We start from the raw sequence: 20,939 nt of genomic DNA, 5'->3' as shown, positions 1-20,939 counted from the left end.
AGCCCTCTTCCAAGTCAGGATAACGCAGCTGCAACGACCATTGGGACACGGTTGCTGTTTTCACACTAGCTTAGTCACAGCCGCGGCCTATCGATGTAGCACTCCAAACCATCCCGATCGCACGCCGTTGCCGCCTTTCGCCGCCCCTATCGTCCAGTGGTCTTTTCAGCCATGAAACAACTGCGCTATGAATGGCTGTGCGCAACCCGATCGACGAACCGGAGCAAGGGTAAAAAGATAGAGCCAGCCATAGATTGTCCCCGCGCATGGATCATGTTCATGCCAGAGCAATCGAACTGAGTCCTGCGTAGAACAAGCAAACTGGCCCACTTCAGAGCGAAGTTTGCCATAACTAATTGATATTGAAAGATTTTGGTGGGCCCGGAGGGACTCGAACCCCCAACCAAGCGGTTATGAGCCGCCGGCTCTAACCATTGAGCTACAGGCCCCACGCGGGCTGGCTTAGTGTTTTTCTTGTCGTCGCACAAGGCTTTCGAAAGCTCTGGCGGGAACCGTCAAAATCAGCCCATATTCGCTGCGTAGAGCGGCTTGCGCCCATAAGGCGCGTGAACAGGTCCAGGCCCATGCGCCGCATCGCAGGGAATCGGCGCCTTTGCGGGGTCGAAATGCGATGCGGCACGGGACTGAGGACCGCAGACTTCGAGGAGTTTCATGACCAGACATCTTTTGCCCATCGCGCTCGCTGCCGCGGTCGCGTTCCCGGCGCTGGCACGCGCCGCCGACACCCAACCGCCGCCCCGCATCATCGTGTCGGGCGAAGGCGAAGCGACCGTGGCGCCTGACATGGCGATCCTTTCGCTCAGCGTCATGCGCGAGGCCAAGAGCGCGCGCGAAGCGCTCGATGCCAACAACGACGCCATGGCGTCGGTGATCGCGGCGATGAAATCCGCCGGCATCGCCGACCGCGACCTGCAGACGGCCGGCATCCAGATCAACCCGCGCTACAACTACACCAACAAGGCCGACGGCAGCCAGGAGGCGCAACTCGTCGCCTATCAGGTGACCAACACGCTGTCGGTGCGCGTGCGCAATGTCGACAAGACGGGCGAGATCCTCGACAAGGCGGTGTCGCTCGGCGTCAACCAGGGTGGCGGCATCACCTTCACCAATGACGATCCGAAGGCGACGATCACCGAGGCGCGCAAGAAGGCCGTCGCCGATGCGATGGCCAAGGCAAAGACGCTCGCCGAAGCGGCCGGCGTCAGCCTGGGCAAGGTGCTCGAGATCACCGACCAGAATGTCGCGCCGGTACCGATGCCGATGGCGGCCAAGTCGTTCGATGCCGCTCGCTCGGCCGTGCCGGTGCAGGCCGGCGAAAATTCCTACAACGTCCAGGTCACGGTCACCTTCGAGCTGAAGTAACAGCCGACCGGCATCGCAAGCGCGCCGCAGGCGTCGCAAGCGCCACCAACAAAAAAGCCCCGGAGGATCGATCCTCCGGGGCTTTTTTCGAGCCGCGCCTCACCTCGAGGGGCTCCGCTACTCAAAGTCGATCTTCAAAGAAGATCGTACTTATAGGCGATCCTCGCGGAGGACCGTCCTTTCGGCTCCGGCCTCAGCGATAGATGATCGGGCAGCCGCGCTCGTTGGCGAACACCACCACGACACGGTCGCCATACTGGCGGCCTGCCACCTTCACCGTGCGGCGGCTCATGTCGACGATGCGGGCGCGATGCAGACCCATGCGCTCGGCCTTATCAAGGGCGCGGTCCGGCGAGCAGCCGCGCCAATCGCGGTCGCGGTCGCGGTCGCGGCGATAGCCGTCATCGTCGCCAGTGTAGATGCCGAAACGCGGGTCGTGCCTGTCCCCGAAACCGAGATAGAGGCTGTCCGCATGCGCCGGAGTGGCGGCGAAAGTGCCAAACCCGACAAGGGCCGAAAGGGCTGCCGTCTTGATCGTGTTGAACATCGTCTTCTCTCCTTGTTGTGGGCTTGCGCCCGTAGAACCGATGATTGGAAAATGCCTTTTTGTGTCTGAACTTTCCGCGAACCAGCCATTCATGTCCGGTTCATATAAGCGCGAACCCGCCAGGGTCCGTCGCTCTTATGCCAAACGCGAACCTGATCAGGTCCGTCCTTAACCGCGAACCCGCCAGGGTTCGTCGCTCTTACGCCAAACGCGAACCTCATCACGCCTCGTCCTTAAACGCGGACGCTTCGGCGTTCGTCATCAATATGCGTTGCGAACCGGTTATGGTTCGTCATCAAAACGCGAACCCGCTGGGTTCGTCGTTCGCCACAACGCGAGCCCCCATCCAGACGCGAACCGGTTACGATTCGTCGTCAAGACGCGAACCGGTTACGGTTCGTCATCCAATATATAATCAAAGTAGTCGTCCGGCTCAGCCAGATCGGTTTCCTTGGCCTTCACCCGGCCCTGGATCGAAATGCCGGCTTCGTGCACGGTCGCCGCACTTCCCGAGACAAGCCTGTGCCACCAGTAGAGATCATGGCCCTCGGCGATAAGCCGGTAGGCGCAGGTTTTTGGCAGCCAAGCGATGGTGCGCACATTCTGCGGCGTCAGGCCGACGCAATCGGGCACCCGCGCCAGGCGGTTGGCATAGTCGGAGCAACGGCAGTTCTGCGCATCGAACAGCCTGCAGCCGACGCTTGTCCAGAATATCTCGCCCGTATCCTCGTCCTCGAGCTTCGACAGGCAGCATTTGCCGCAGCCGTCGCAAAGCGATTCCCATTCGACCGGGGTCATCGCCTCAAGCGTCTTCGTTTTCCAGAACGGCGCGGTCATTTTGGTGGATTTGGCCCTCCGCGGCCTTCCGGTCAAGCGCTACGATGACAGGTGACCCAGTATCAACATTAGAAAAACACGAAATAGCCTTCAAAAGGCCGGCCAGGCATCCTTGGCTGGCGCCAATGCCCGACGGAACCAATTGCGGTTGATGAAGGTTTGGGCAGGGATGGGACCCCACTAGGAGAAAATTGATATGAAACGCCAACCACGGATTCTGGCGGGCACAGCAATCGGCCTGCTTATGGCATCCGCGCCGTTGGGCGCGTACCCGCTGCAGGGGGGTGTCGCTTCCGGCAGCCTGCATGGGGCACCGCTCGTGCTGGCCCAGGCCGCTTGCGCCGAAGGCCAGTCGGCCGAGGAATGCGCGCAGGGCGGAGCCGAGCAGCCGCGCAAAAGGAAGCGCGAGCAGCAGCAGCAAAGCGAGTCGGCGCCGGCCGGCGAACAAGCAGCACCCGCCGAGACCGAGCAGAAGCCACGCAAGAGGCGGCAAGAGCAGCAGCAGATGGATAATGGCCAGTCGGGGGAAGCTGCCCCGGCCGAGCAGCAGGTCAAGCCGCGCAAGAAGCGTGACCAGCAGCAGCAGATCGAGGCGGCACCCGCCGACCAGGGCGGCCAGCCCGCGACCGAAGACCAGCAGCCGCGCAAGAAGAAGCGCAGCCAGCAAAAGGAAGCGGCGCCGGCTGAGCAGCCTGCGGAGCAGGTCGCACCTGCCGCGACAGACCAGCAACAAAGCGACCAGCAGGGCAACCAGGGCCGCAAGAAGCGCAAGCACGGTCAGCAGCAGACGGAGGGGGCGCCCGCTGGCCAGGCCGGCGAGCAGGTCGCCCCGACCGAACAGACCGCTCCCGCCAATGACAACCAGCAAGGTGGCAACCAGGGTCGTAAAAAGCACCGGCAGAACCAGCAGAACGAAAACGCCCCCGCCGAGCAGACGCAGACCAACGAGCCGGCCAAAAAGCTGGCGCCGACAGGTGAACCTGTGCCGCAGGCCGAACCGTTGCAGAATGGCGAGCAGCCGGTCCAGGGCGAACAGGCCCAGGACAAGAAGAAGCGCAAGAAGCCGACTTCCGAACAGCCGGCAAATGGCGAGCAGCCCACGACCGGCGAGCAGCAACCCGCAACCGGCGAACAGCCAACCAATGGCAACCAGCCGGCGAACAACAACCAGCCTGCCAATAGCGGCAACGCCGCGCAGGGCGAAACCGCAAATCCGAACGAGGCGCCCGTTCTGGACAGCCAGAAGGATGCCGTGCGCAAGCACCGTGGCCGCAACGACAACGGCCAGAACGGCGGCGCCCAGACCGGCGGTGCCCAGACCGAAAATGGGCAGGCGGGCAACGGCCAGAACGACAATCAGGCCGGGCAGCAGCAAGGTGGCAGGCAGGCGCAGAGGCCGGCTCCGGTCGATCAGGGCCCGCCACCCACCGACGACAAGTCGGCGCAGCAGGCGATCAGGCCCGAGAAGATCGTCCCCGTCGATGAGGAGAAGGGCAAGCGGATCGACCGCACGCCCGAACAGTTTGCCCGCGACCGCCGGCGACCGCAGGGCGCCGACGTCGTGAAGCAGTTCGGCGACCGTGTGATCCTCCAGTTCAACAACCAGACATTCGTGGAAAGCAACGAGGCGCCCCGCATCACCCGCGGCGCCAGGGATGTCTACTACGAGGACCTGTCGGGCGACCGCACGCGCGAGACGGTGGAACGCGGCAACGGCGTCCGCGTCGTCACCATCCGCAACCGCTATGGCGATGTCATCCAGCGTTCGCGCGTCATGCCGGACGGCCGCGAATATGTGCTGAGCTATGTCGACGAGCGGCAATACCAGGATGACGGCGATTGGCGGGATCCCGGCGACGACCTGCCGCCGATGCGGCTGACCATCCCGCGGCGCGACTACATCCTCGATTCCGAGGATGTCGAGAGCGACGACGACTACTACACCTTCCTCGAGCAGCCGCCGGTGGAAAGGGTGCAGCGTCTCTATTCGATCGACGAGGTGAAGCGCTCGGCCCGCGTGCGCGACATCGCCCGGCGCATCGATCTCGACACGCTGAACTTCGAGTTCGGCTCGGCCACCATCTCCGACACCGAGGTGCAGAAGCTCGATGGCGTCGCCAACGCCATGGAAAAGCTTTTGAAGAAAAACCCGGCCGAGACCTTCCTGATCGAAGGCCACACCGACGCGGTCGGCACGCCGGAAGCAAACCTCGCGCTGTCGGACCGCCGCGCCGAGGCGGTCGCCGAGGCGTTGACCAACGCCTTTGGCATCCCGGCCGAGAACCTCACCACGCAGGGCTATGGCGAGGAATATCTCAAGGTGAACACGCCCGGTCCGAACCGGGAGAACCGGCGTGTCGCCATCCGCCGCATCACCTCGCTGGTCGCGCCGGTGGCGAGCAACAGCGACCAGTGATCAGTGCATGTCGCCCAAAGGTGTGCAGCGGTTTTGGGATAACGACATGCACTTGGACAGACATAAACCGTGTCGCGCTGAGCCCATTCAGCGCGACACGGTTCAGCGTTTGATTTCAAGACCCTGCCCGGATCTTTGGAATCAGTGCTTAAGGAAAAGGACCGTCCGCGCCGGACGGGCCTTTTCCTTTCCTGGCTCAAGAAGATTTGTCCTGTCGATTAGAGCTAACTCATTGAATTGCCGCATTGCGACACCCAGATTCTAGGCAGGGCGTTCCCTGCCCTGTCCCGACTCCAGCGGGACACACTGAGCCCCGCCGGGTCCCCTCCCCGGCGGGGTTTTTTGCCTTGAAAACTCGTCCCGTCTGGCCGAAATACCCACCTATCGCAATTTGTCCGGAAGCCTTTATGAAGCGTCTCGAACTCGCCATCGAATCCGTCATCCTGGCTTCGCGCTGGCTGCTGGTGGTTTTCTATCTCGGGCTTGGCGTGGCGTTGGCGATCTACGCGCTGTCCTTCGGCAAGAAGCTCTACGAGTTCGTCATGAGCGCCTTCACGCTCGGCGACACCGACACGATCCTGAAGATGCTCGGCCTGATCGACGCCGCGCTCGTCGCCTCGCTGGTGGTGATGGTCATCATCTCGGGCTACGAGAATTTCGTCAGCCGCTTCGACGAGCAGGACGGCGAGGTCCATTGGCTGGGAACGATCGATGTCGGCTCGCTGAAGGTCAAGGTCGCCTCGACCATCGTCGCAATCTCCTCGATCCACCTTTTGCAGGTGTTCCTGAATTCGGTGTCCTACACGACCGACCAGTTGATGTGGCTGACCATCATCCATCTCGCCTTCGTCGTCTCGGCGCTGATGCTGGCCTATATCGACCGGATCATGGCGCTGGCCAAGGGTAAGAAGATGGAAGAGTAGGCGCGTTGATCTTGTCAGCATGACACACCCCTGATACCATCTATTGGTATTGGAGCTTTATCATGCCCAAAAACACCTCTATCACCCTTGGCGATCAGTATGACACCTTCATTCAGCGACAGATCGCAAAAGGCCGCTTTGGATCGGCAAGTGAGACCGTTCGCGCAGGTCTTCGTCTTCTTGAAGAACAGGAACTAAAGATCGAGCAGCTACGAGCCGCAATCGACGAGGGCGATATGTCAGGCGATCCCGAACCATTCGACATCGAGGCGTTTATCGAGTCTAAGAAACGTGGATGAAGCGGGCGGTCCGGTACTCGCCGAAGGCAAAGTCGGACCTGGACGGTATTTGGAATTATTCGCTTAACCTGTGGGGAGCAGAGCGAGCCGACGCTTATATCCGTTCCATCCATTCCACGTTCAATCTGATAGACCAATTTCCGGCGATAGTACGAAACGCGTCGGATATCCGACCTGGCCTACTGAAATACTCAGTCGGTTCTCACGTAGTGTATCTGCGGATGAATGAGCAATCCATCGATGTTGTGCGCATTTTGCATCAACAGATGGATTACCCCAGACACCTCTAGAAGGCTCGGGTTATCTTCGTGTCCGAATTGGCGAACACCTCGTCGGGCACGAAAAAGTCGCCAGCGAGCTGATCGGCCGCGCCCGGCGCGTAGACCGAAAAGTCTGTCACGCCTTCGGCGCGCAGCACCTCTTCGTCGATGTAGAAATTGCCGGTCGCCTCGCGCGAGGATCGCATGAAGATGGCGTGCGCGGCATTGGCCATGATGTCGGGCGAGCGGCTCATCGCCGCCACCGTCGCGCCGCCGAGAAGATTGCGCACGGCCGCGGTATCGATCGTGGAGATCGGCCATAGCGAATTGACGGCGATGCCGGCTCCCGCGAACTCGGCGCTCATGCCAAGCGTGCACATCGACATGCCGAACTTCGCCATCGTGTAGGCGACGTGGTTCTTGAACCACTTGGCCTTCATGTCGAGCGGCGGCGCCAGATTCAGGATGTGAGGGTTCTTTGCCAACTTAAGGTGGGGAATGCACATTTTGGAGACCAGGAAGGTGCCGCGCGTGTTGATCTGGTGCATCAGATCGTAGCGCTTCATGTCGGTCTCCAGCGTGCCGGTAAGCTGGATGGCGCTGGCATTGTTGACGCAGATGTCGATGCCGCCAAACCGTTCGACCGTCTTGGCCACCGCGTCGGAGACCTGCGCCTCGTCGCGAATGTCGCAAAGCACCGGCAGCGCCTTGCCGCCGGCCTGTTCGATTTCTTGCGCCGCCGTGTAGATCGTGCCCGGCAGCTTCGGATGCGGCTCGGCGGTCTTGGCCGCGATCGTCACATTGGCGCCGTCGCGCGCCGCGCGCAGCGCGATCGCCAGCCCGATACCGCGCGATCCGCCCGAGATGAACAGCGTCTTTCCGTTGAGCGACATCCTTCGCCTCCCTCTTAAACAGGCAGGCAAATTGCGCGGCGCACAGCCGTGACGCAAGAGCCGAAAGCAGTCGAAGCGGTTACGTTGCGTAGGGTAGCAACCTCGGTGGCACCGGACCTGGGTCACTTGAGATTCAGGTGACCCTAGACCAGCACCAGCCCCTGCCGCATCGCGATTGCGATGGCGTCGGTGCGGTTGGCGGCACCGAGCTTGATCAGGATCGCGGCGACGTGGAACTTCGCCGTATGCACGGAAATGTTGAGCCGCCGGGCGATCACCTTGTTCGGCGCGCCCTCGGCAAGCAGCGCCAGCACTTCCGCCTCGCGCGGCGACAAGGCCGGGCGGGGCTGGTTGTCGTCGGGCGTCTCTTCCTCGGCAAGCTCGTCATCGTGGAAAGCGTCATGCGCGACCTCCGACGGCGGCGCCTTGCCGACGCGGTAGCCTGACGCTGCCAATCGCGCGGCGGCGGCGATCAGCAGGCCATCTGCGGAGAGGGGCAGCACGGCCAGCACATTGTCAGCCACCCGCTCGCTGCCCACCCGCCGCGAAAGCAGGACGACGGGCGTGGCCGAACTGACGACCCGGCTTTCCAGGCCGGCCTCGTCGGCGACAGCGACATCCGCCATCTGGCCGACGCCACTTCCAGCCAATGCCGGCGCCAGATCGTCGCTCGCGGCCAGCGCATCGGCAAGCTGCTCGGCGCGCCGGGCATCGCCGAGCGCCACCAGCACCGTCAGTCGGTGGGCTGACGGTTCCGGTCTTGCGATCACTTGTGCGGCGCTGCTTGCCATCGGCCCTCTCAGCTCAGCGGCTTCTCGCCGATGGTGATCGACACGTCGCGCTCCGCGCCGCCGCTCGAAACACCGAGCGTCACCGTTGTGCCCGCGCTGTCCGGCCCGAGCTTGCGGATCAGCTCGCGCGGTCCATGCACTGCCTCGCCGTTCCAGGCGATGACGATGTCGCCGACATGCAGCCCGGCGGCCTTGGCCGGGCCGTTCTCGTCGAGGCTCATCACCATGGCGCCTTTGGTGTCGCCATTGCGGATCGGATGCAGCCCGGCGCCGAGATAGCCGCGCGCGACATGGCCCTTCTCGCGCAGTGTCGCGACAGCGCGCTCTATCGTCTCGTAAGGCATGACCAGCGCGCGTCGGCGCGGTCCGAACAACAGCATGCCGATCAGGCCGCCCTTGGCGTCGAGCACCGGCCCGCCCTCGAAACGCCCGCCGGTGTTGATGGCAAGGTTGATGCGCCGGTCGATCGTGCCGCCGCGCATCGAGCGCCAGGCCGGACCGACTTCGCCGACCGTGCCGAACACCGCAAGCGCGGCGCCATCGCTGTTGCCGACGGCGAGTACCAGATTGCCGGGGCGCACGGCGCCGGCCTCAGCCAATTGCGGCAAACCGGCAGCCACGGAAGCCGGCTTCAACAGGGCAACGCCCGTCGAAGGATCGCGGCCGACAAGCTCGGCTTTCACGGTTTCCCCCGAGGCCAGCGTCAATTCGATCTCCTCGCCGGCTTCGACGGCTTCCTCGGCGGTGACGAAGTAGCCGTCGCGCCAATGGAAGGCGCTCGCGGTGCGGTGATGGTGCGTGACGAAGCTCGCCACCGCCGGAGCGGCGGTGGCCGCGACATCGGCGATCGCGTCGGAAAAGGCACTGAGATTGAAGTCGCTCATAAGACTGTCTCCTGGGTTCGGTGACCCAGATATCGCTCCGGAACGCCGCCGGGGATACTCGCCTGACGGCTAGTCGCCGGCCGGACTGGCCATCTGGTCAGGTCGCGGCGCCTGCGGCTGCTCCGCACATATAGTCATCATTCTACGAGGGAACACGCCCATGGCTTTCGCAGCCGAAAAACTTCCATCGGATGACAGTTTGCTCGACGCTTACTCGGCATCCGTTGCCGACGCCGTCGACCGCATCGGCCCGGCAGTGTGCCGCATCGAGCGTATCGGCGCCGGCGGCCATGGCTCCGGCTTCGTCATCGCGCAGGATGGGCTGGTCGTCACCAACTTCCATGTCGTCGGCGATGCGCGCGCCGTCCGAGTCACCATGCCGGACGGCGCGTCGCGCGAAGGCCACGTGCTTGGCCGCGACCCCGACACCGACATCGCGCTGGTGCGCGCCGACGGGAATTTCGCCGATGTCGCGCCGCTCGGCGATTCCAAGCGCCTGCGCCGCGGCCAGATCGCGATCGCCATCGGCAATCCGCTCGGCTTCGAATGGACCGTCACCGCCGGCGTCGTCTCTGCGCTCGGCCGCTCGATGCGCGCCTCGACCGGCCGGCTGATCGACGACGTCATCCAGACCGACGCCGCGCTCAATCCCGGCAATTCGGGCGGACCGCTCGTGTCGTCGGCGGGCGAGGTGATCGGCGTCAACACCGCCATGATCCATGGCGCGCAAGGCATCGCCTTCGCGGTCGCCTCCAACACCGCCAATTTCGTCATCTCCGAGATCATCCGCTTCGGCCGCGTACGCCGCGCCTTCATCGGCGTTTCCGCCGACACGACCAACCTGCCCCGCCGTGCAGCCCTCCTGTCGCAGGTGACCACGAACACGGCGGTGCGCCTGCGCAGCGTCGAGAAGGACGGTCCCGCCGCCAAGGCCGGCCTGAAGGAAGGTGACATCATCGCCGCAATAGACGGTCGGCCGGTTACCGGCGTCGATGATCTCGTGCGCACGCTCGATGCCGAGCGCATCGGCCGCGCGACGCTCTGTACGGTCGTGCGCCGCACCGGCGTCAGCCAGGTGGAGGTGACGCCGGTGGCGCGGACGAACTGAGACCCGGCGTCCAGCCTACCTTCCTACCATACCCTCGGCGTATTGCGCCAGGAACTCCTCGCTTGGCGGGATCGGCTTGATGACGTCGATCAGCACGCCGTTCGGGTCCCTGGTGATGAAATGGCGCTGGCCGAAGGGCTCGTCGCGCAAGCTGCGCAATATCGGCAAGCCCGCGGCGACAATCCGCTCATAAACGGCGTCGGGATCGCGGACCTCGAAATTGATCAGCAGCCCGGACGCGCGTCCACGCCCCTCTTGCGGGATCGTTTCATGGTCGCCCTGGACGATGCCCAGATTGACGCGCCTGTCCTCGGCCGACTGCAGATGCGCATACCAGTCGCTCTCGAAGAGCGCCTTGAAGCGGAAATGCTCGACATAGAAGGCGGCAGTGCCTGCGACATCGTTCGTCATCAGCACTGGATAATAGCTCGTCGTCTTCATCTTTCCTTCTCCTCTCATTTAACATACAGTCTGTATGTAAGTGCAAATAACATACAGGCTGCATGTATGCAACAAGAGTCCGGACGCCGCTCCAACCGCGACCGCACCGAGGCGACGCGCGCCGATCTGATCCGTGCGGCGCGAAAACTATTCACGGAAAAATCCTATGCCGAGACCGGCACGCCGGAGATCGTCGCCGAGGCCGGCGTCACGCGCGGCGCGCTCTACCATCACTTCGCCGACAAGCAGGCGCTGTTCGCGGCGGTCGTCGAGCAGGAGGCGGCAGCGGTGGCTGCCGAGATCGATCATGCCTCGCCGCCCTCGCTCTCCGCCCGTGATGCGCTGATCGCCGGATCGGACGCTTATCTGGAGGCCATGCGGGCGCCCGGCCGCACGCGGCTTCTGCTGCTTGACGGGCCGGCCGTGCTGGGGCGCGCCGCCATGGACGAGATCGACAACCGGCACGGCAACCGCTCGCTGCGCGAAGGCCTGGTCGCCGCGATGCGGGCGCAAGCGATGACCAGATTGCCGGCCGAGGCGCTGACCGCCTTGCTGGCCGCCGCCTTCGACCGGGCCGCCCTGGCCGTCGAGGCAGGCGCGTCCGGCGCGGATTATCGCGTGGTGTTGGTCGCGCTCATGGACGGCTTGTCTGCGGCCCCTCCTCCGTCCAGACGCCCGGCTCCATCTCGTTGAAGCAGCCGAGCTGCCGCTTGAACTCGTCGATCAGCCAGGATGCCGCCGGCTTGGGGCTGCGGTCGGCGCGGTGCATGGCATAGAGCGGCGAGCGCACCTCGCGATAGGGCTCCAGGTCGAGCTCCACCAGCCTGCCGCTGGCGAGGTCGTCGGCGATCAGCCAGCGCGGCAGGCCGCCCCAGCCAAGACCTTCGCGCATCAGGGCATGCTTGGTGCGCACGTCCGTCAACCGCCAGGTCCGATAGGCAAAGACGCCATAGTCGCGCCCGCGCGTCCGCTCCGACTGATCGGAGACGACGATCTGGATGTGCTCGCGCAAATCCTCGACGGCGACCGGCTTCGGCAGTTTGGCCAATGGGTGGCCGGGCGCCGCGGCCGGCACCATCGAGGTGAAGCCGATGCGCAGCAGGGTGACGTCGGCATCGCCTTGCAGGCCGCCGAAGCCGAGATCCGACTGGCCGTTGACGACCTGATCGACGATCAGGCCGAGCGAGCCGATATAAAGCCGCAGCGTGACCGCCGGGAACTGGGCTTCGAAAGCCTTGAGCACGCGCACCAGCGCCGGTGACGGCAGCGCCACGTCGACAGATACGGCCACTTCCGCTTCCAGCCCTTGCCGGTAGCCGTCGGCGCGCGAGCGGATGCGCTGCAGGACGCCGATCATGCGTCGCGCGTCCTCCAGCATCGCCTTGCCTACATCGGTCAGCTGCGGCTCGCGCACGCCTTCACGCTCGAACAGTTTCAGGCCGAGCTGCGCTTCGAGATTGGCGATGCCGTAGCTCACCACCGACTGCGCGCGGTTGAGCTTACGCCCCGCGGCCGAGAAGCTGCCGGTGTCGGCCACCGCCACCAGGATTTGAAGCTGATCCAATGTCGGGTTCGGCTGCATGCTTTTATATCCATTTTGTTGATGGATTGTATACACATTATACCAGTTATTCTGATGGAGCGGCAATCCCATATTGCGCTGGAAAGTTTCAATCCAACCCCAAGGGGACACCGCCATGTCTATTCTTCTCGTTACGTCCAGCCCGCGCGGCGCCGCTTCGCACTCGAGCCGCGTCGCCACCGATCTTGCCCAGAAGCTCAATGCCGCCGATCCGTCCAACACGCTTGTCGTGCGCGATCTGGTCGCCAATCCGCTGCCGCATATCGATCCTGACTACGCCACCGGCATCTATACGCCGGCCGAAGCCCGTACGCCGCGCCAGGCCGAGGTCGTCGGCGTTTCCGACACCGTGCTCGACGAGCTTTTCGCCGCCGACACGATCATCCTCGCCACCGGCTTCATCAACTTCAACATCTCCTCGACGTTGAAGTCCTGGGTCGACCACGTCGCCCGCTCCGGCAGGTCCTTTGCCTATGGCGAAGGTGGCCCGAAGGGCCTCGTCAGCGGCAAGAAGGTCTACATCGTGCTCGCTTCCGGCGGCATCTATTCGGAAGGCGCCGCGGTGCAGATGGACCATGCGGTTCCGTATCTGCGCAGCGTGCTCGGCTTCCTCGGCATGACCGACGTCGAGGTCATCCGCGTCGAGGGCGTCGGCATGGGCGCCGGTGCGGTCACGGCCGCGCTCGCCAAGGCCACCGCCAAGGTTGACGCGATCGCGGCTGCCAATGCCAATCAGGTCGCGGTCGCGGCCTGACCGCCGATGCCAGGAAATGAAAGAGGCAGGCGCCCGCCAGCGCCTGCCTTTTTTGCATTCGCTTAGTTGTGCCCCCGCCCTACAGCGGTGGCAGCACCACGGCCGGGTGGCGGTCCTCGCGCAGGATCAGCCCAAGGCTGTAATCCAGCGCCAGCTTCATGGCGCCGAGCGCGGTGCCGACATCTTCCAGCGCGCTGACGGCGATCGGCGTCGGCCAGGCCAGTTCGCCGGCCATGCGCTCGACCTCGGCCGTCATCAGCGCATTGCGCCCGACACCGCCGCCAAGCACAATCAGGCCCGGATCGAACATGCCGATGCAGCCGGCGGCGAGCCGGCCGATATCGGCGGCGTGGCGCGACACCGCCGCGGCGGCCGGGCGCGACCCTGCCAGCGCCAGCGCGAACAATTCCTTGGCTGAGCTCGGCGGGGTTCCCTCTTCCGCCGGCCAGGACTGCCGGCTGCGTTCGACGAGCGCCCGCGAGCCGAGATAATGCTCGAGCCCTTCGCGATAAGGCACTTCGCTGGCCGACCACGGAAAAGGCATGCGGCCGACTTCGCCGGCCGCACCCCCGGCGCCGCGATAAAGCCGGCCTTCATTGATCAGACCCAGGCCGACGCGGACGCCGACCTGCAGGAAGGCAAAGGTCTGGTGGCCCTGCGCCGCGCCGAAATGCATTTCGCCGATCGCCGCGCAATTGACGTTGTTTTCCAGGATGATCGGCACATCGATCTTGCGGCGAAGGGTATGCAGCACGGCGTCCGGGCCGTTGCCCTGGCCATTGCCGAGGCGGCTGTGCGAGACGATGCGCGGCACCGCGACCGCTATGCTGCGCAAGGTGCGGAAAGTCTTGCCGACCTTTGCCGGGATCGACTTGGCAACCGAGAGCACGACCGCGCCGATCCCGTCGGTGGTCGCCCCCTCCGGAATGCTCTCTTCCACCGTCACCAAGGGCTGGGCGTCCATCGAATAGGCGACGGCGCGCACTTGTGCCGCCCCGACATCGATGCCGATCACATAGCCGGCACCCGGCCCGATGCCATAGATGGTCGCGGTCCGCCCAATGGCGCCGCGTTCGGTCCCGCGCGACGCGACGAGGCCGAGCGCGCTGAGCTCGGAAACTGCGGCCGACATGGTCGGCTTGGAGAGCTCCAGCATCGAGCCGAGCTTCGGCCGCGTCACCGGCCCCTGCGCGGCCAGCAGGCGCAAAACGGCGCGGGCGCTTTCCGTCAGGCTGGGGATTTCGGATGGAGCCATCTGCGACGCTTGTTCCGCCTTCATCCTCTCGGCGCTCGGCCGGGCGCGCCGGATCGCATATCACGAATCAACCGCGACACTTGCCATTGTGATGCGTGTCGGCGGATTGCGCGAATGCGCCCCACTGAGAGAGCAAGTCCGGCGTCCAGGAGAACTAAAGCTCCGTCGGCGACCAGGGCTTCAGCTTGGTGTCGGTCTGCCGGTAGCGGAAAGTGATGTCGGTGAGGCCGGCCGCATCCTGCAAGTCTGCGACGATCATCTGCAGCGCGATGATCTCCAGGATGCCGTCCGCGATCGCATTGCTCAACGCCGGGATGACGATCACGGCGAGCTTTTCCGTGGCGGCGATATCGGTCCGTCGCGTGATCAGAACCGAGGGGCAGCCGAAGCCGGCCATATCCTGCCCGATCTTGACCTCGCGGTCGTCGCCGAAGGCGATAAGGCCGGTGGCCGCGTCCTGCGATTCCATCGGGCCATGCAGATAGTTCAGCGTGTCCCAGCCGGAGGCGGGAACCCGGACCGCCTCGCGGATCAGCATCGCCGCCTCGCCGGCATTGGCAAAGCCGATACCAGCTCCCACGATGTCGATGGAGGCGCGGCCGGTCAGCAACCCTGCCGCCCGCCCAGCGCTCTTCCAGCCATCGGCCAGCAGCCGCCCGACGGCTGGCGGCAATTGCGTCCAGTCGAAGGCGCCGCCGGCGATCCTGTCGACCAGCATGCCGAGTGCGAGCAAAGTGCCGGTGTAGCCAGTCGAACTGGCGCCATTGTCGGCGCCCGATTCCATCGCGATCACCGCGCCGGTTATACCGGCCAGCGGATTGTCGGCGCCACGGCAGATGGCAAGACGCGGATAGGCCTTCGCCTCCAGCATCACGTCGGCGATTTCGCGGCTCTGGCCGGAGGCCGACAAAGCGACAAAGGCGTCCGCCGCCGCATCCGTCCGGCCATAGAGCTCGGTCGGCACGAAGGCCAAACCCCGCCTGCCGGACTGGCGCAGATAGAAGGCGCCGGCAAGCGCCGCCTGATAGCTGGCGCCGATGCCGGCAAAGCCGATCGTGCCGCCGGCAAAACCAGACAGGTCGAGCGAGCCGAGCGCCCCTACCACGGCCTGCCTTCCCAGTTCCAGGCTTTCAGCCTGGCGCGACACCGCGGGGCGGTAACCGATACGCTTCATCGTCGATACTCCCTCGATCCGCCCTTCAGCCGTTGCCACCGCTCTGGCTGGCGACAAGGCGCGCAGCCAGTGCCACCGCGCCGATCACCGGCGGCTCGCGCAGCAGGACCACGCGGCTTGCCGGCGACACCAATGCCATCGCCACGACGAAAGCTTCCATCAGCGTCGGCTGCTCGGCAATGACGCCGCCGCCGGCAACGACCAGCGAGGCATTGGCGCCGCGTTCGATCAGCAGGGGCACAAGTGCCGCAAGCCCCTCGCCGCCTTCCTTGATGACGCGCGAAGCGAGCGGGGAACCAGCGTTCGCGGCATCGAAGACGGCGTTGGCGTAGCGGCCCCAGGCCGCGGCGCCCCTCGTCTCGTTGAGCAATATGCCGAGCTTGGTCTGGTCGTCGGTTCCGATCTCGCGCATCAGCATGGCAATCAGCGGATCGCCCTCCTGGCCGCGATCGAGCGCGCGGCGGATCGCCTTGGCGGCTTCGCGCACCAGTGCCGCGGCGCTGCCTTCGTCGCCGAGGATCCAGCCCCAGCCGCCGGCGGCAAGCATCTTGCCCTCGACTGTGCGCGCGACGGCGATCGAACCGGTTCCGGCCACCACGCCGATGCCGTCATCGTAGCCCGCAGCAGGCACCATCAGTTCGGCGTCGTTTACCACCTGCACGCTCGTTTTCAGGGCGGCCGACAGCAGCGCCTGGAACCGCCGGCACTGCTCGTCGGTGTCGCAACCATGCGCGCCGACCGCCGTGGCGGCCGGGGCCGCGCCGTCGCAGAGGTCCATGACGATGGCCGCAAGCTTCGCCGCATCGGCCTCCATCTGGCGGATGCGCCACTCGTCGGTCACGATGGTCTTGTCGAACAGCACTATGTTCCCGCGACGCCCCATGATGCGCGTCTTGGTGCCGCCTATGTCCACGCCCGCCAACAGGTTCCGATCCACGAACATTCCCTTCGCCAGACGCGCCGCCGAAGCCCTGCGCAATGCTGCAATCACATTAGTTAGGAAACTTTACAAACTATCTTTCCAGACAGCAAGAACTATGATTTGATCGATCCCGTCAAAAGCGCATCAAGCGCGCAATGGGAGATCAGCAAGATGAGCAGGAGAAGGATCGGCCTGGCCCTCGCGGCCGCCTCTTTCGTATGGGGATTCGCATCAAGCGTGGCGCATGCCACCGACATCTCGTTCTGGACGTGGCGCCAGGAAGACAAGGCCGCCTACAACGAGCTCTTCGCCGACTTCACCAAGGCCAATCCGGACATCCACGTGAAGTTCGAGTCCTTCCCGGACGAGAACTATCCGACCATCGTCTCGACGGCGTTGGCCGGAGGCAAGGGCGGCGACGTCATCCACACCCACGCCTATGGCTGGCTCGAGCAGTTCGTGAAGGCCGGCTACTTCGAGCCACTCGATATGAACACCGTGCCGTCGCTCGCCAACCAGCCGGCGGACGCGCTTGTGTCCGGCACCTACCGCGCCGACAAGAAGGTCTATTCGCTGCCCTTCGCCTCGCAGACGCTTGGCCTGTTCATCAACAAGGACGTCTTCGCCAAGGCAGGGCTGACGCCGCCGACCACCTGGGACGAGTTCATCACCGTCAGCAAGGCGCTGAAGGAGAAGGGCATCTATCCCTTGGCCAACGGCATGGGCACCAGCTGGTTCAACGAGATGTTCGTGGCCATCTTCACCAACCCGTTCCTCGGCCAAGGCTTCGTCGGCGACCTGACCAGCGGCAAGGCTACCTTCAAGGATCCGCGTTATGTCGCGGCGCTCGGCAAGCTGCTTGAATTGCGTCCCTACATGCCCGACGGCTTCGAAGGCATCGACTACGAGACGGCCGGCCAGCTGTTCCTGAGCGGCAAGGCGGCAATGCTCGCCGGCGGCAGCTTCGACATCGCCACCTACCGGTCGCAGAACCCGGCCATCAACATGGACTTCGTCGCCCCGCCGATGGCCAAGGCCGGCGACACGCCGCAAGCCACGAAGTTCTTCGACGGCGGTTATGCGGTCAATTCTAAGTCGGCCAACAAGGAAGCGGCGCTCAAGCTGGTCAACTGGATGGGCACCAAGGAGTTCGGCGACAAGTTCTCCGCGCTTCTCGGCAACATCTCGCCGATCAAGGGCGTCGTCATCAAGGATGAGCTGCTGTCGCATGTCGCCAAGTTGAACGAGACGGCGATGCCGCATATCAATGTCGTCTATTTCCGCTTCGAGAAGCCGACGGGATCGGAGCTGCTGCAGGGCGACATCACCAAGATGATGTCCGGCTCGATCACGCCGGACCAGCTTGCCGCCGACCTCACCGACGGCCTCGCCAAATGGTACAAGCCGTTCCAGGGCAAATGAGATGACCGACGGCTGGCGCCACACCGAAAGACCTTTTCCGTGGCGCCGCGCGCTCTGGATTGCCGCGCTGCTGACGCCGGCGCTGGTGGTCATGGTGCTGTTCGTGCTGTGGCCGCTCCTCTCGGCCTTTCGCTTCGCCTTCTATGAGTTCAATGGGCTCAGGCCATCCGGCTTCATCGGGCTCGAAAACTTCCGCCAGGTCCTGTTCGAGAAGCCGTTCAGCGACTGGACCTACAATGCGCTGAAGCACAATGTCATCGCTTTCCTGGCGCTGATGGTCTTCGAGAACGGCACCGCTTTCCTGATCGCCTTCGCGCTGCTCAAGGCGCTTCCGGGCCATCGCGTCCACCAGGTCATCCTCTTCCTGCCGGTGGTGCTGTCGGCCGTGATCGTCGGCTTCCTGTGGAAGCTGTTCCTGCATCCGCTGTTCGGGCTGGTGAACCAGCTGCTTGGGCTGGTCGGGATCGGCGCCATTCCGTGGCTCGGCAACGAAAACACAGCGCTCGGCAGCATCCTCTTCGCCAACGTCTGGCACTGGCTCGGCTTCCCGACGCTTGTGCTGCTCGCCGGCATGCAGCGCATCAGCAAGGACGTGCTGGAAGCCGCCCGCCTCGACGGCGCCGGCGACTACGCGCTGATGACCAAGATCGTCTGGCCGCTGATCGCGCCGAGCGTCACCATCGTCACCATCCTGACCTTCATCGGCAGCTTCAACTGGTTCGAAATCCCCTATGTCATGGCCGGCCTGACCGGTTCGCCTGGCGGCTCGACAGATGTGCTCGGCCTCTATTTCTACCGCACCGCCTTCGGCAGCACGACCACCGGCATCCAGGATTTCGGCCAGGGCAGCGCGCTGGCCGTGCTGATGTTCATCCTTGTCGCCGGCGTCACGGCAATAGCCCTGCGTTACCTGCGCCGCCGCGAGATCGAGCAGTGAGGGATCGTGGCGAGACCGTCAGGAACGGCGCCATCCAGCTCTTGCTGGCGGTCAATGCCGTCATCATGATCTATCCGCTGTTCGTCATGGTGACGTCGTCGTTCAAGACCAACGCCGAGATCTTTTCCTCGCCGCTCTCCCTGCCGACGCATTTCTCGACCGCCAATCTGGAGAAGGTGTGGACCGAGACCAATTTCGTCCGCTATCTGGCGAATTCGGTCGGCATAACCGCGGCATCGGTCGCGCTGATCCTGCTGTTCAGCACGCTGGCCGGCTATGCCATCGCCCGCTACCGGTTCCGGCTGAGCTCGCTCGTTCTGATGTTCTTCCTGAGCGGCATGACGGTGCCACTGAAGCTCGCGATCATCCCGCTTTTCATCCAGTTGGATACGCTCGGCCTCGTCGACAGCTATCTCGGTCTGGTGCTGGTCTATGTGGCGATGGGCATCCCCTCCGCCGTCTTCATCATGACCGGCTTCCTGCGCACCTTGCCGCGCGAGCTGGAGGAATCCGCCCGCATGGATGGCGCGAGCGAGCTGCGCATCATGTGGTCGATCATGCTGCCGCTGGCGCGGCCGGCGCTGGTCATCGTGGCGATCCAGAACGCGGTGCCGATCTGGAACGACTTTTTCTTCCCCCTGGTCCTGATCACCTCCGACAATTTGAAGACACTGCCGCAAGGGCTGACCGTGTTCGTCGGCGAATTCACCACCGACTGGGGGGTGCTGTTCACCGGGCTGACACTGGCGGCGCTGCCGATTACGCTGCTCTACATCGTGCTGTCGAAGCAGTTCATTTCCGGCATAACGCAAGGCGCGGTCAAGTAGGCGCGGTCCAACAACGAAGTCAGGGCATCAAAGTGGCGAACCAGAACAAGATCATCATCACCTGCGCGGTCACAGGCTCGATCCATACGCCATCGATGTCGCCGCATCTGCCGGTGACGGCGCAGGAGATCGCCACCGCGGCCATCGAGGCGGCCGAAGCGGGGGCCGCGATCGTCCATCTTCATGCGCGCAATCCCGTCGACGGACGCCCCGACCAGTCGACCGAGGCCTTCGCGCCGTTCCTGCAGGTCATCAAGCAGCGCTCCAACTGCGTCGTCAACATCACCACCGGCGGTGCCGCGACGATGAGCGTGGAGGAGCGTGTCAGGCCGGCGAAGGTGTTCGCGCCTGAGGTCGCCTCGCTCAACATGGGCTCGATGAATTTCGCTCTGTTCCCGATGCTGGAACGCTTCAAGACCTTCGAGCATGACTGGGAGCGGCCTTATCTGGAATCCTCACGCGACCGCATCTTCCGCAACACCTTCGGCGACATCGAGCACATATTGCGCACCTGCGCCGACAACGGCACGCGCTTCGAGATCGAGTGCTACGACATCGGCCATCTCTACACGCTGGCGCATTTCGTCGAGCGCGGCCTGGTCAAGGCGCCATTCTTCGTCCAGAGCGTGTTCGGCATCCTGGGCGGCATCGGCACCCATCCGGAAGACGTCGCCCATATGAAACGCACGGCCGACCGCCTGTTCGGCAACGACTATCACTGGTCGGTGCTGGGCGCCGGCCGCCACCAATTGCCGATCGCCACGCAGGCGATCGCGCTGGGCGGCAATGTGCGCGTCGGCCTGGAGGACTCGCTGTGGATCGGCAAGGGCAAGCTCGCCCGCTCCAGCGCCGAACAGGTGACCAAGGTCCGCCAGATCATCGAAGGCCTCGGCGCATCGATCGCCACACCCGACGAGGCGCGGCAGATCCTCCAGCTCAAGGGCGGCGACAAGGTCGCATTCTGATTGGGCGGCGCTAGCCGAAGATGCGCTCGCCCTGCTCGTCGACCAGCTGGATGCCCTTCTTGATCGAGATGTCGACGGCATCGTCCAGTCCGGCGAAACGGTCGGCGCGGATGAAGCGGTGCTCCTTCATCACACCGTCTACTTCCTTCGAGACGACGCCGCAGGTCTGGTACTGGCCCTCGGCCTTATAGGGCGTCGCGCTGATCAGGAAGCCCTTGTGCTCGACCTGCTTGGCCGGCTTGGCGGAGCCGGTCTCCGTAGCCTCACTATTGCCGCCGCCAAAAAGCTTCTTCAGAAAAGACATTTTTCAAAACTCCCA

Annotated in this window: 23 protein-coding genes and 1 tRNA gene; 12 read left to right on the top strand and 12 right to left on the bottom strand. The window is 64.2% G+C overall.

Annotated elements, in window-relative coordinates; translation table 11 throughout:
* Positions 1-373: 373 nt before the first annotated feature.
* Positions 374-449: transfer RNA gene (locus LB572_RS06590), tRNA-Ile, on the bottom strand.
* 223 nt (positions 450-672) lie between these two features.
* On the opposite strand from LB572_RS06590, the gene LB572_RS06585 reads away from it, so the two are divergent.
* Entirely contained in the window at positions 673-1,383 is a 711-nt protein-coding gene (locus LB572_RS06585; protein WP_224667159.1) for an SIMPL domain-containing protein, read from the top strand.
* A 193-nt stretch (positions 1,384-1,576) separates the two neighbouring features.
* On the opposite strand, the gene LB572_RS06580 is transcribed toward LB572_RS06585, so the two are convergent.
* Entirely contained in the window at positions 1,577-1,930 is a 354-nt protein-coding gene (locus tag LB572_RS06580; RefSeq protein ID WP_224667158.1) for a hypothetical protein, read from the bottom strand.
* A gap of 390 nt (positions 1,931-2,320) precedes the next feature.
* The gene (locus LB572_RS06575; RefSeq protein WP_224667157.1) at positions 2,321-2,767 is read right to left on the bottom strand and encodes a YcgN family cysteine cluster protein; all 447 of its coding nucleotides are present in this window, start codon (positions 2,765-2,767) and stop codon (positions 2,321-2,323) included.
* Between the two features lie 196 nt (positions 2,768-2,963).
* On the opposite strand from LB572_RS06575, the gene LB572_RS06570 reads away from it, so the two are divergent.
* The 4 genes from LB572_RS06570 to LB572_RS06555 all read left to right on the top strand — a co-directional run bounded on the left by LB572_RS06570 (position 2,964) and on the right by LB572_RS06555 (position 6,695).
* Positions 2,964-5,183 (top strand): OmpA family protein, encoded by a 2,220-nt coding sequence (locus tag LB572_RS06570; RefSeq protein WP_224667156.1) that lies wholly within the window; start codon positions 2,964-2,966, stop codon positions 5,181-5,183.
* 407 nt (positions 5,184-5,590) lie between these two features.
* Complete coding sequence (locus LB572_RS06565) at positions 5,591-6,106, top strand: TIGR00645 family protein (RefSeq protein ID WP_140804314.1); 516 nt, start codon at positions 5,591-5,593, stop codon at positions 6,104-6,106.
* Positions 6,107-6,168: 62 nt separating this feature from the next.
* On the top strand, positions 6,169-6,405 hold the full coding sequence (locus LB572_RS06560; protein ID WP_224667155.1) for a type II toxin-antitoxin system ParD family antitoxin: 237 nt from the start codon (positions 6,169-6,171) through the stop codon (positions 6,403-6,405).
* The gene (locus LB572_RS06555) at positions 6,402-6,695 is read left to right on the top strand and encodes a type II toxin-antitoxin system RelE/ParE family toxin (protein ID WP_140804318.1); all 294 of its coding nucleotides are present in this window, start codon (positions 6,402-6,404) and stop codon (positions 6,693-6,695) included. Before LB572_RS06560 ends, LB572_RS06555 begins: the two co-directional genes overlap by 4 nt.
* On the opposite strand, the gene LB572_RS06550 is transcribed toward LB572_RS06555, so the two are convergent.
* From LB572_RS06550 to LB572_RS06540, 3 genes are all read right to left on the bottom strand, one after another.
* Positions 6,692-7,558 carry an SDR family oxidoreductase gene (locus LB572_RS06550; RefSeq protein WP_140804320.1) on the bottom strand — a complete coding sequence of 289 codons (867 nt, stop codon included), beginning with the start codon at positions 7,556-7,558 and terminating at the stop codon, positions 6,692-6,694. The genes LB572_RS06555 and LB572_RS06550 overlap by 4 nt on opposite strands.
* A gap of 143 nt (positions 7,559-7,701) precedes the next feature.
* The gene (locus LB572_RS06545) at positions 7,702-8,349 is read right to left on the bottom strand and encodes a helix-turn-helix transcriptional regulator (protein WP_140804322.1); all 648 of its coding nucleotides are present in this window, start codon (positions 8,347-8,349) and stop codon (positions 7,702-7,704) included.
* Between the two features lie 8 nt (positions 8,350-8,357).
* Positions 8,358-9,233: a S1C family serine protease gene (locus tag LB572_RS06540; RefSeq protein WP_224667154.1), complete on the bottom strand. Its 876-nt coding sequence runs from the start codon at positions 9,231-9,233 to the stop codon at positions 8,358-8,360.
* Positions 9,234-9,393: 160 nt separating this feature from the next.
* Between LB572_RS06540 and LB572_RS06535 the strand changes: the two genes are divergently transcribed.
* On the top strand, positions 9,394-10,341 hold the full coding sequence (locus LB572_RS06535; protein ID WP_224667153.1) for a S1C family serine protease: 948 nt from the start codon (positions 9,394-9,396) through the stop codon (positions 10,339-10,341).
* Positions 10,342-10,356: 15 nt separating this feature from the next.
* Here LB572_RS06535 and LB572_RS06530 read toward each other — a convergent pair whose 3' ends face one another.
* Positions 10,357-10,782 (bottom strand): VOC family protein, encoded by a 426-nt coding sequence (locus LB572_RS06530; protein ID WP_224667152.1) that lies wholly within the window; start codon positions 10,780-10,782, stop codon positions 10,357-10,359.
* A gap of 66 nt (positions 10,783-10,848) precedes the next feature.
* Between LB572_RS06530 and LB572_RS06525 the strand changes: the two genes are divergently transcribed.
* Positions 10,849-11,475: a TetR/AcrR family transcriptional regulator gene (locus LB572_RS06525; protein WP_140804330.1), complete on the top strand. Its 627-nt coding sequence runs from the start codon at positions 10,849-10,851 to the stop codon at positions 11,473-11,475.
* Here the strand turns inward: LB572_RS06525 and LB572_RS06520 are convergent.
* The gene (locus LB572_RS06520; protein WP_140804332.1) at positions 11,417-12,364 is read right to left on the bottom strand and encodes a LysR family transcriptional regulator; all 948 of its coding nucleotides are present in this window, start codon (positions 12,362-12,364) and stop codon (positions 11,417-11,419) included. The genes LB572_RS06525 and LB572_RS06520 overlap by 59 nt on opposite strands.
* Positions 12,365-12,479: 115 nt before the next feature.
* On the opposite strand from LB572_RS06520, the gene LB572_RS06515 reads away from it, so the two are divergent.
* Positions 12,480-13,118, top strand: a complete 639-nt coding sequence (locus LB572_RS06515; protein ID WP_224667151.1) for an FMN-dependent NADH-azoreductase — start codon at positions 12,480-12,482, stop codon at positions 13,116-13,118.
* A 79-nt stretch (positions 13,119-13,197) separates the two neighbouring features.
* Here LB572_RS06515 and LB572_RS06510 read toward each other — a convergent pair whose 3' ends face one another.
* The 3 genes from LB572_RS06510 to LB572_RS06500 form a co-directional block, all read right to left on the bottom strand.
* Positions 13,198-14,373 (bottom strand): ROK family transcriptional regulator, encoded by a 1,176-nt coding sequence (locus tag LB572_RS06510; RefSeq protein WP_224667150.1) that lies wholly within the window; start codon positions 14,371-14,373, stop codon positions 13,198-13,200.
* 154 nt (positions 14,374-14,527) lie between these two features.
* Complete coding sequence (locus LB572_RS06505; protein ID WP_224667149.1) at positions 14,528-15,547, bottom strand: SIS domain-containing protein; 1,020 nt, start codon at positions 15,545-15,547, stop codon at positions 14,528-14,530.
* Between the two features lie 25 nt (positions 15,548-15,572).
* On the bottom strand, positions 15,573-16,484 hold the full coding sequence (locus LB572_RS06500) for a BadF/BadG/BcrA/BcrD ATPase family protein (protein WP_224667148.1): 912 nt from the start codon (positions 16,482-16,484) through the stop codon (positions 15,573-15,575).
* Positions 16,485-16,640: 156 nt separating this feature from the next.
* Here LB572_RS06500 and LB572_RS06495 point away from each other — a divergent pair, with 156 nt between their 5' ends.
* From LB572_RS06495 to LB572_RS06480, 4 genes are read left to right on the top strand one after another with little or no spacing between them, the layout of a single operon-like run.
* Positions 16,641-17,891, top strand: coding sequence for an extracellular solute-binding protein (locus LB572_RS06495; protein ID WP_224667147.1), 1,251 nt, complete (start codon positions 16,641-16,643; stop codon positions 17,889-17,891).
* 1 nt (position 17,892) lies between these two features.
* Positions 17,893-18,828, top strand: coding sequence for a carbohydrate ABC transporter permease (locus LB572_RS06490; RefSeq protein ID WP_224667146.1), 936 nt, complete (start codon positions 17,893-17,895; stop codon positions 18,826-18,828).
* Positions 18,825-19,655 (top strand): carbohydrate ABC transporter permease, encoded by an 831-nt coding sequence (locus LB572_RS06485; RefSeq protein ID WP_140804346.1) that lies wholly within the window; start codon positions 18,825-18,827, stop codon positions 19,653-19,655. Before LB572_RS06490 ends, LB572_RS06485 begins: the two co-directional genes overlap by 4 nt.
* A gap of 32 nt (positions 19,656-19,687) precedes the next feature.
* Entirely contained in the window at positions 19,688-20,620 is a 933-nt protein-coding gene (locus tag LB572_RS06480; RefSeq protein WP_095817398.1) for a 3-keto-5-aminohexanoate cleavage protein, read from the top strand.
* Positions 20,621-20,630: 10 nt separating this feature from the next.
* On the opposite strand, the gene LB572_RS06475 is transcribed toward LB572_RS06480, so the two are convergent.
* On the bottom strand, positions 20,631-20,924 hold the full coding sequence (locus LB572_RS06475; protein WP_140804348.1) for an HlyU family transcriptional regulator: 294 nt from the start codon (positions 20,922-20,924) through the stop codon (positions 20,631-20,633).
* Positions 20,925-20,939 lie beyond the last annotated feature (15 nt).

The sequence above is a fragment of the Mesorhizobium sp. BH1-1-5 genome (assembly GCF_020165615.1).
GTDB lineage: Bacteria > Pseudomonadota > Alphaproteobacteria > Rhizobiales > Rhizobiaceae > Mesorhizobium.
The sequence above is the reverse complement of the archived record's forward strand: the minus strand, read 5'-3'. Positions and strand labels throughout refer to the sequence as shown.

Excerpts from the sequence above, each read along its gene's own strand:
- LB572_RS06585 (WP_224667159.1), top strand. The coding sequence starts at position 673 with ATGACCAGACATCTTTTGCCCATCGCGCTCGCTGCCGCGGTCGCGTTC.
- LB572_RS06580 (WP_224667158.1), bottom strand. The coding sequence starts at position 1,930 with ATGTTCAACACGATCAAGACGGCAGCCCTTTCGGCCCTTGTCGGGTTT.
- LB572_RS06575 (WP_224667157.1), bottom strand. The coding sequence starts at position 2,767 with ATGACCGCGCCGTTCTGGAAAACGAAGACGCTTGAGGCGATGACCCCG.
- LB572_RS06570 (WP_224667156.1), top strand. The coding sequence starts at position 2,964 with ATGAAACGCCAACCACGGATTCTGGCGGGCACAGCAATCGGCCTGCTT.
- LB572_RS06565 (WP_140804314.1), top strand. The coding sequence starts at position 5,591 with ATGAAGCGTCTCGAACTCGCCATCGAATCCGTCATCCTGGCTTCGCGC.
- LB572_RS06560 (WP_224667155.1), top strand. The coding sequence starts at position 6,169 with ATGCCCAAAAACACCTCTATCACCCTTGGCGATCAGTATGACACCTTC.
- LB572_RS06555 (WP_140804318.1), top strand. The coding sequence starts at position 6,402 with ATGAAGCGGGCGGTCCGGTACTCGCCGAAGGCAAAGTCGGACCTGGAC.
- LB572_RS06550 (WP_140804320.1), bottom strand. The coding sequence starts at position 7,558 with ATGTCGCTCAACGGAAAGACGCTGTTCATCTCGGGCGGATCGCGCGGT.
- LB572_RS06545 (WP_140804322.1), bottom strand. The coding sequence starts at position 8,349 with ATGGCAAGCAGCGCCGCACAAGTGATCGCAAGACCGGAACCGTCAGCC.
- LB572_RS06540 (WP_224667154.1), bottom strand. The coding sequence starts at position 9,233 with ATGAGCGACTTCAATCTCAGTGCCTTTTCCGACGCGATCGCCGATGTC.
- LB572_RS06535 (WP_224667153.1), top strand. The coding sequence starts at position 9,394 with ATGGCTTTCGCAGCCGAAAAACTTCCATCGGATGACAGTTTGCTCGAC.
- LB572_RS06530 (WP_224667152.1), bottom strand. The coding sequence starts at position 10,782 with ATGAAGACGACGAGCTATTATCCAGTGCTGATGACGAACGATGTCGCA.
- LB572_RS06525 (WP_140804330.1), top strand. The coding sequence starts at position 10,849 with ATGCAACAAGAGTCCGGACGCCGCTCCAACCGCGACCGCACCGAGGCG.
- LB572_RS06520 (WP_140804332.1), bottom strand. The coding sequence starts at position 12,364 with ATGCAGCCGAACCCGACATTGGATCAGCTTCAAATCCTGGTGGCGGTG.
- LB572_RS06515 (WP_224667151.1), top strand. The coding sequence starts at position 12,480 with ATGTCTATTCTTCTCGTTACGTCCAGCCCGCGCGGCGCCGCTTCGCAC.
- LB572_RS06510 (WP_224667150.1), bottom strand. The coding sequence starts at position 14,373 with ATGGCTCCATCCGAAATCCCCAGCCTGACGGAAAGCGCCCGCGCCGTT.
- LB572_RS06505 (WP_224667149.1), bottom strand. The coding sequence starts at position 15,547 with ATGAAGCGTATCGGTTACCGCCCCGCGGTGTCGCGCCAGGCTGAAAGC.
- LB572_RS06495 (WP_224667147.1), top strand. The coding sequence starts at position 16,641 with ATGAGCAGGAGAAGGATCGGCCTGGCCCTCGCGGCCGCCTCTTTCGTA.
- LB572_RS06490 (WP_224667146.1), top strand. The coding sequence starts at position 17,893 with ATGACCGACGGCTGGCGCCACACCGAAAGACCTTTTCCGTGGCGCCGC.
- LB572_RS06475 (WP_140804348.1), bottom strand. The coding sequence starts at position 20,924 with ATGTCTTTTCTGAAGAAGCTTTTTGGCGGCGGCAATAGTGAGGCTACG.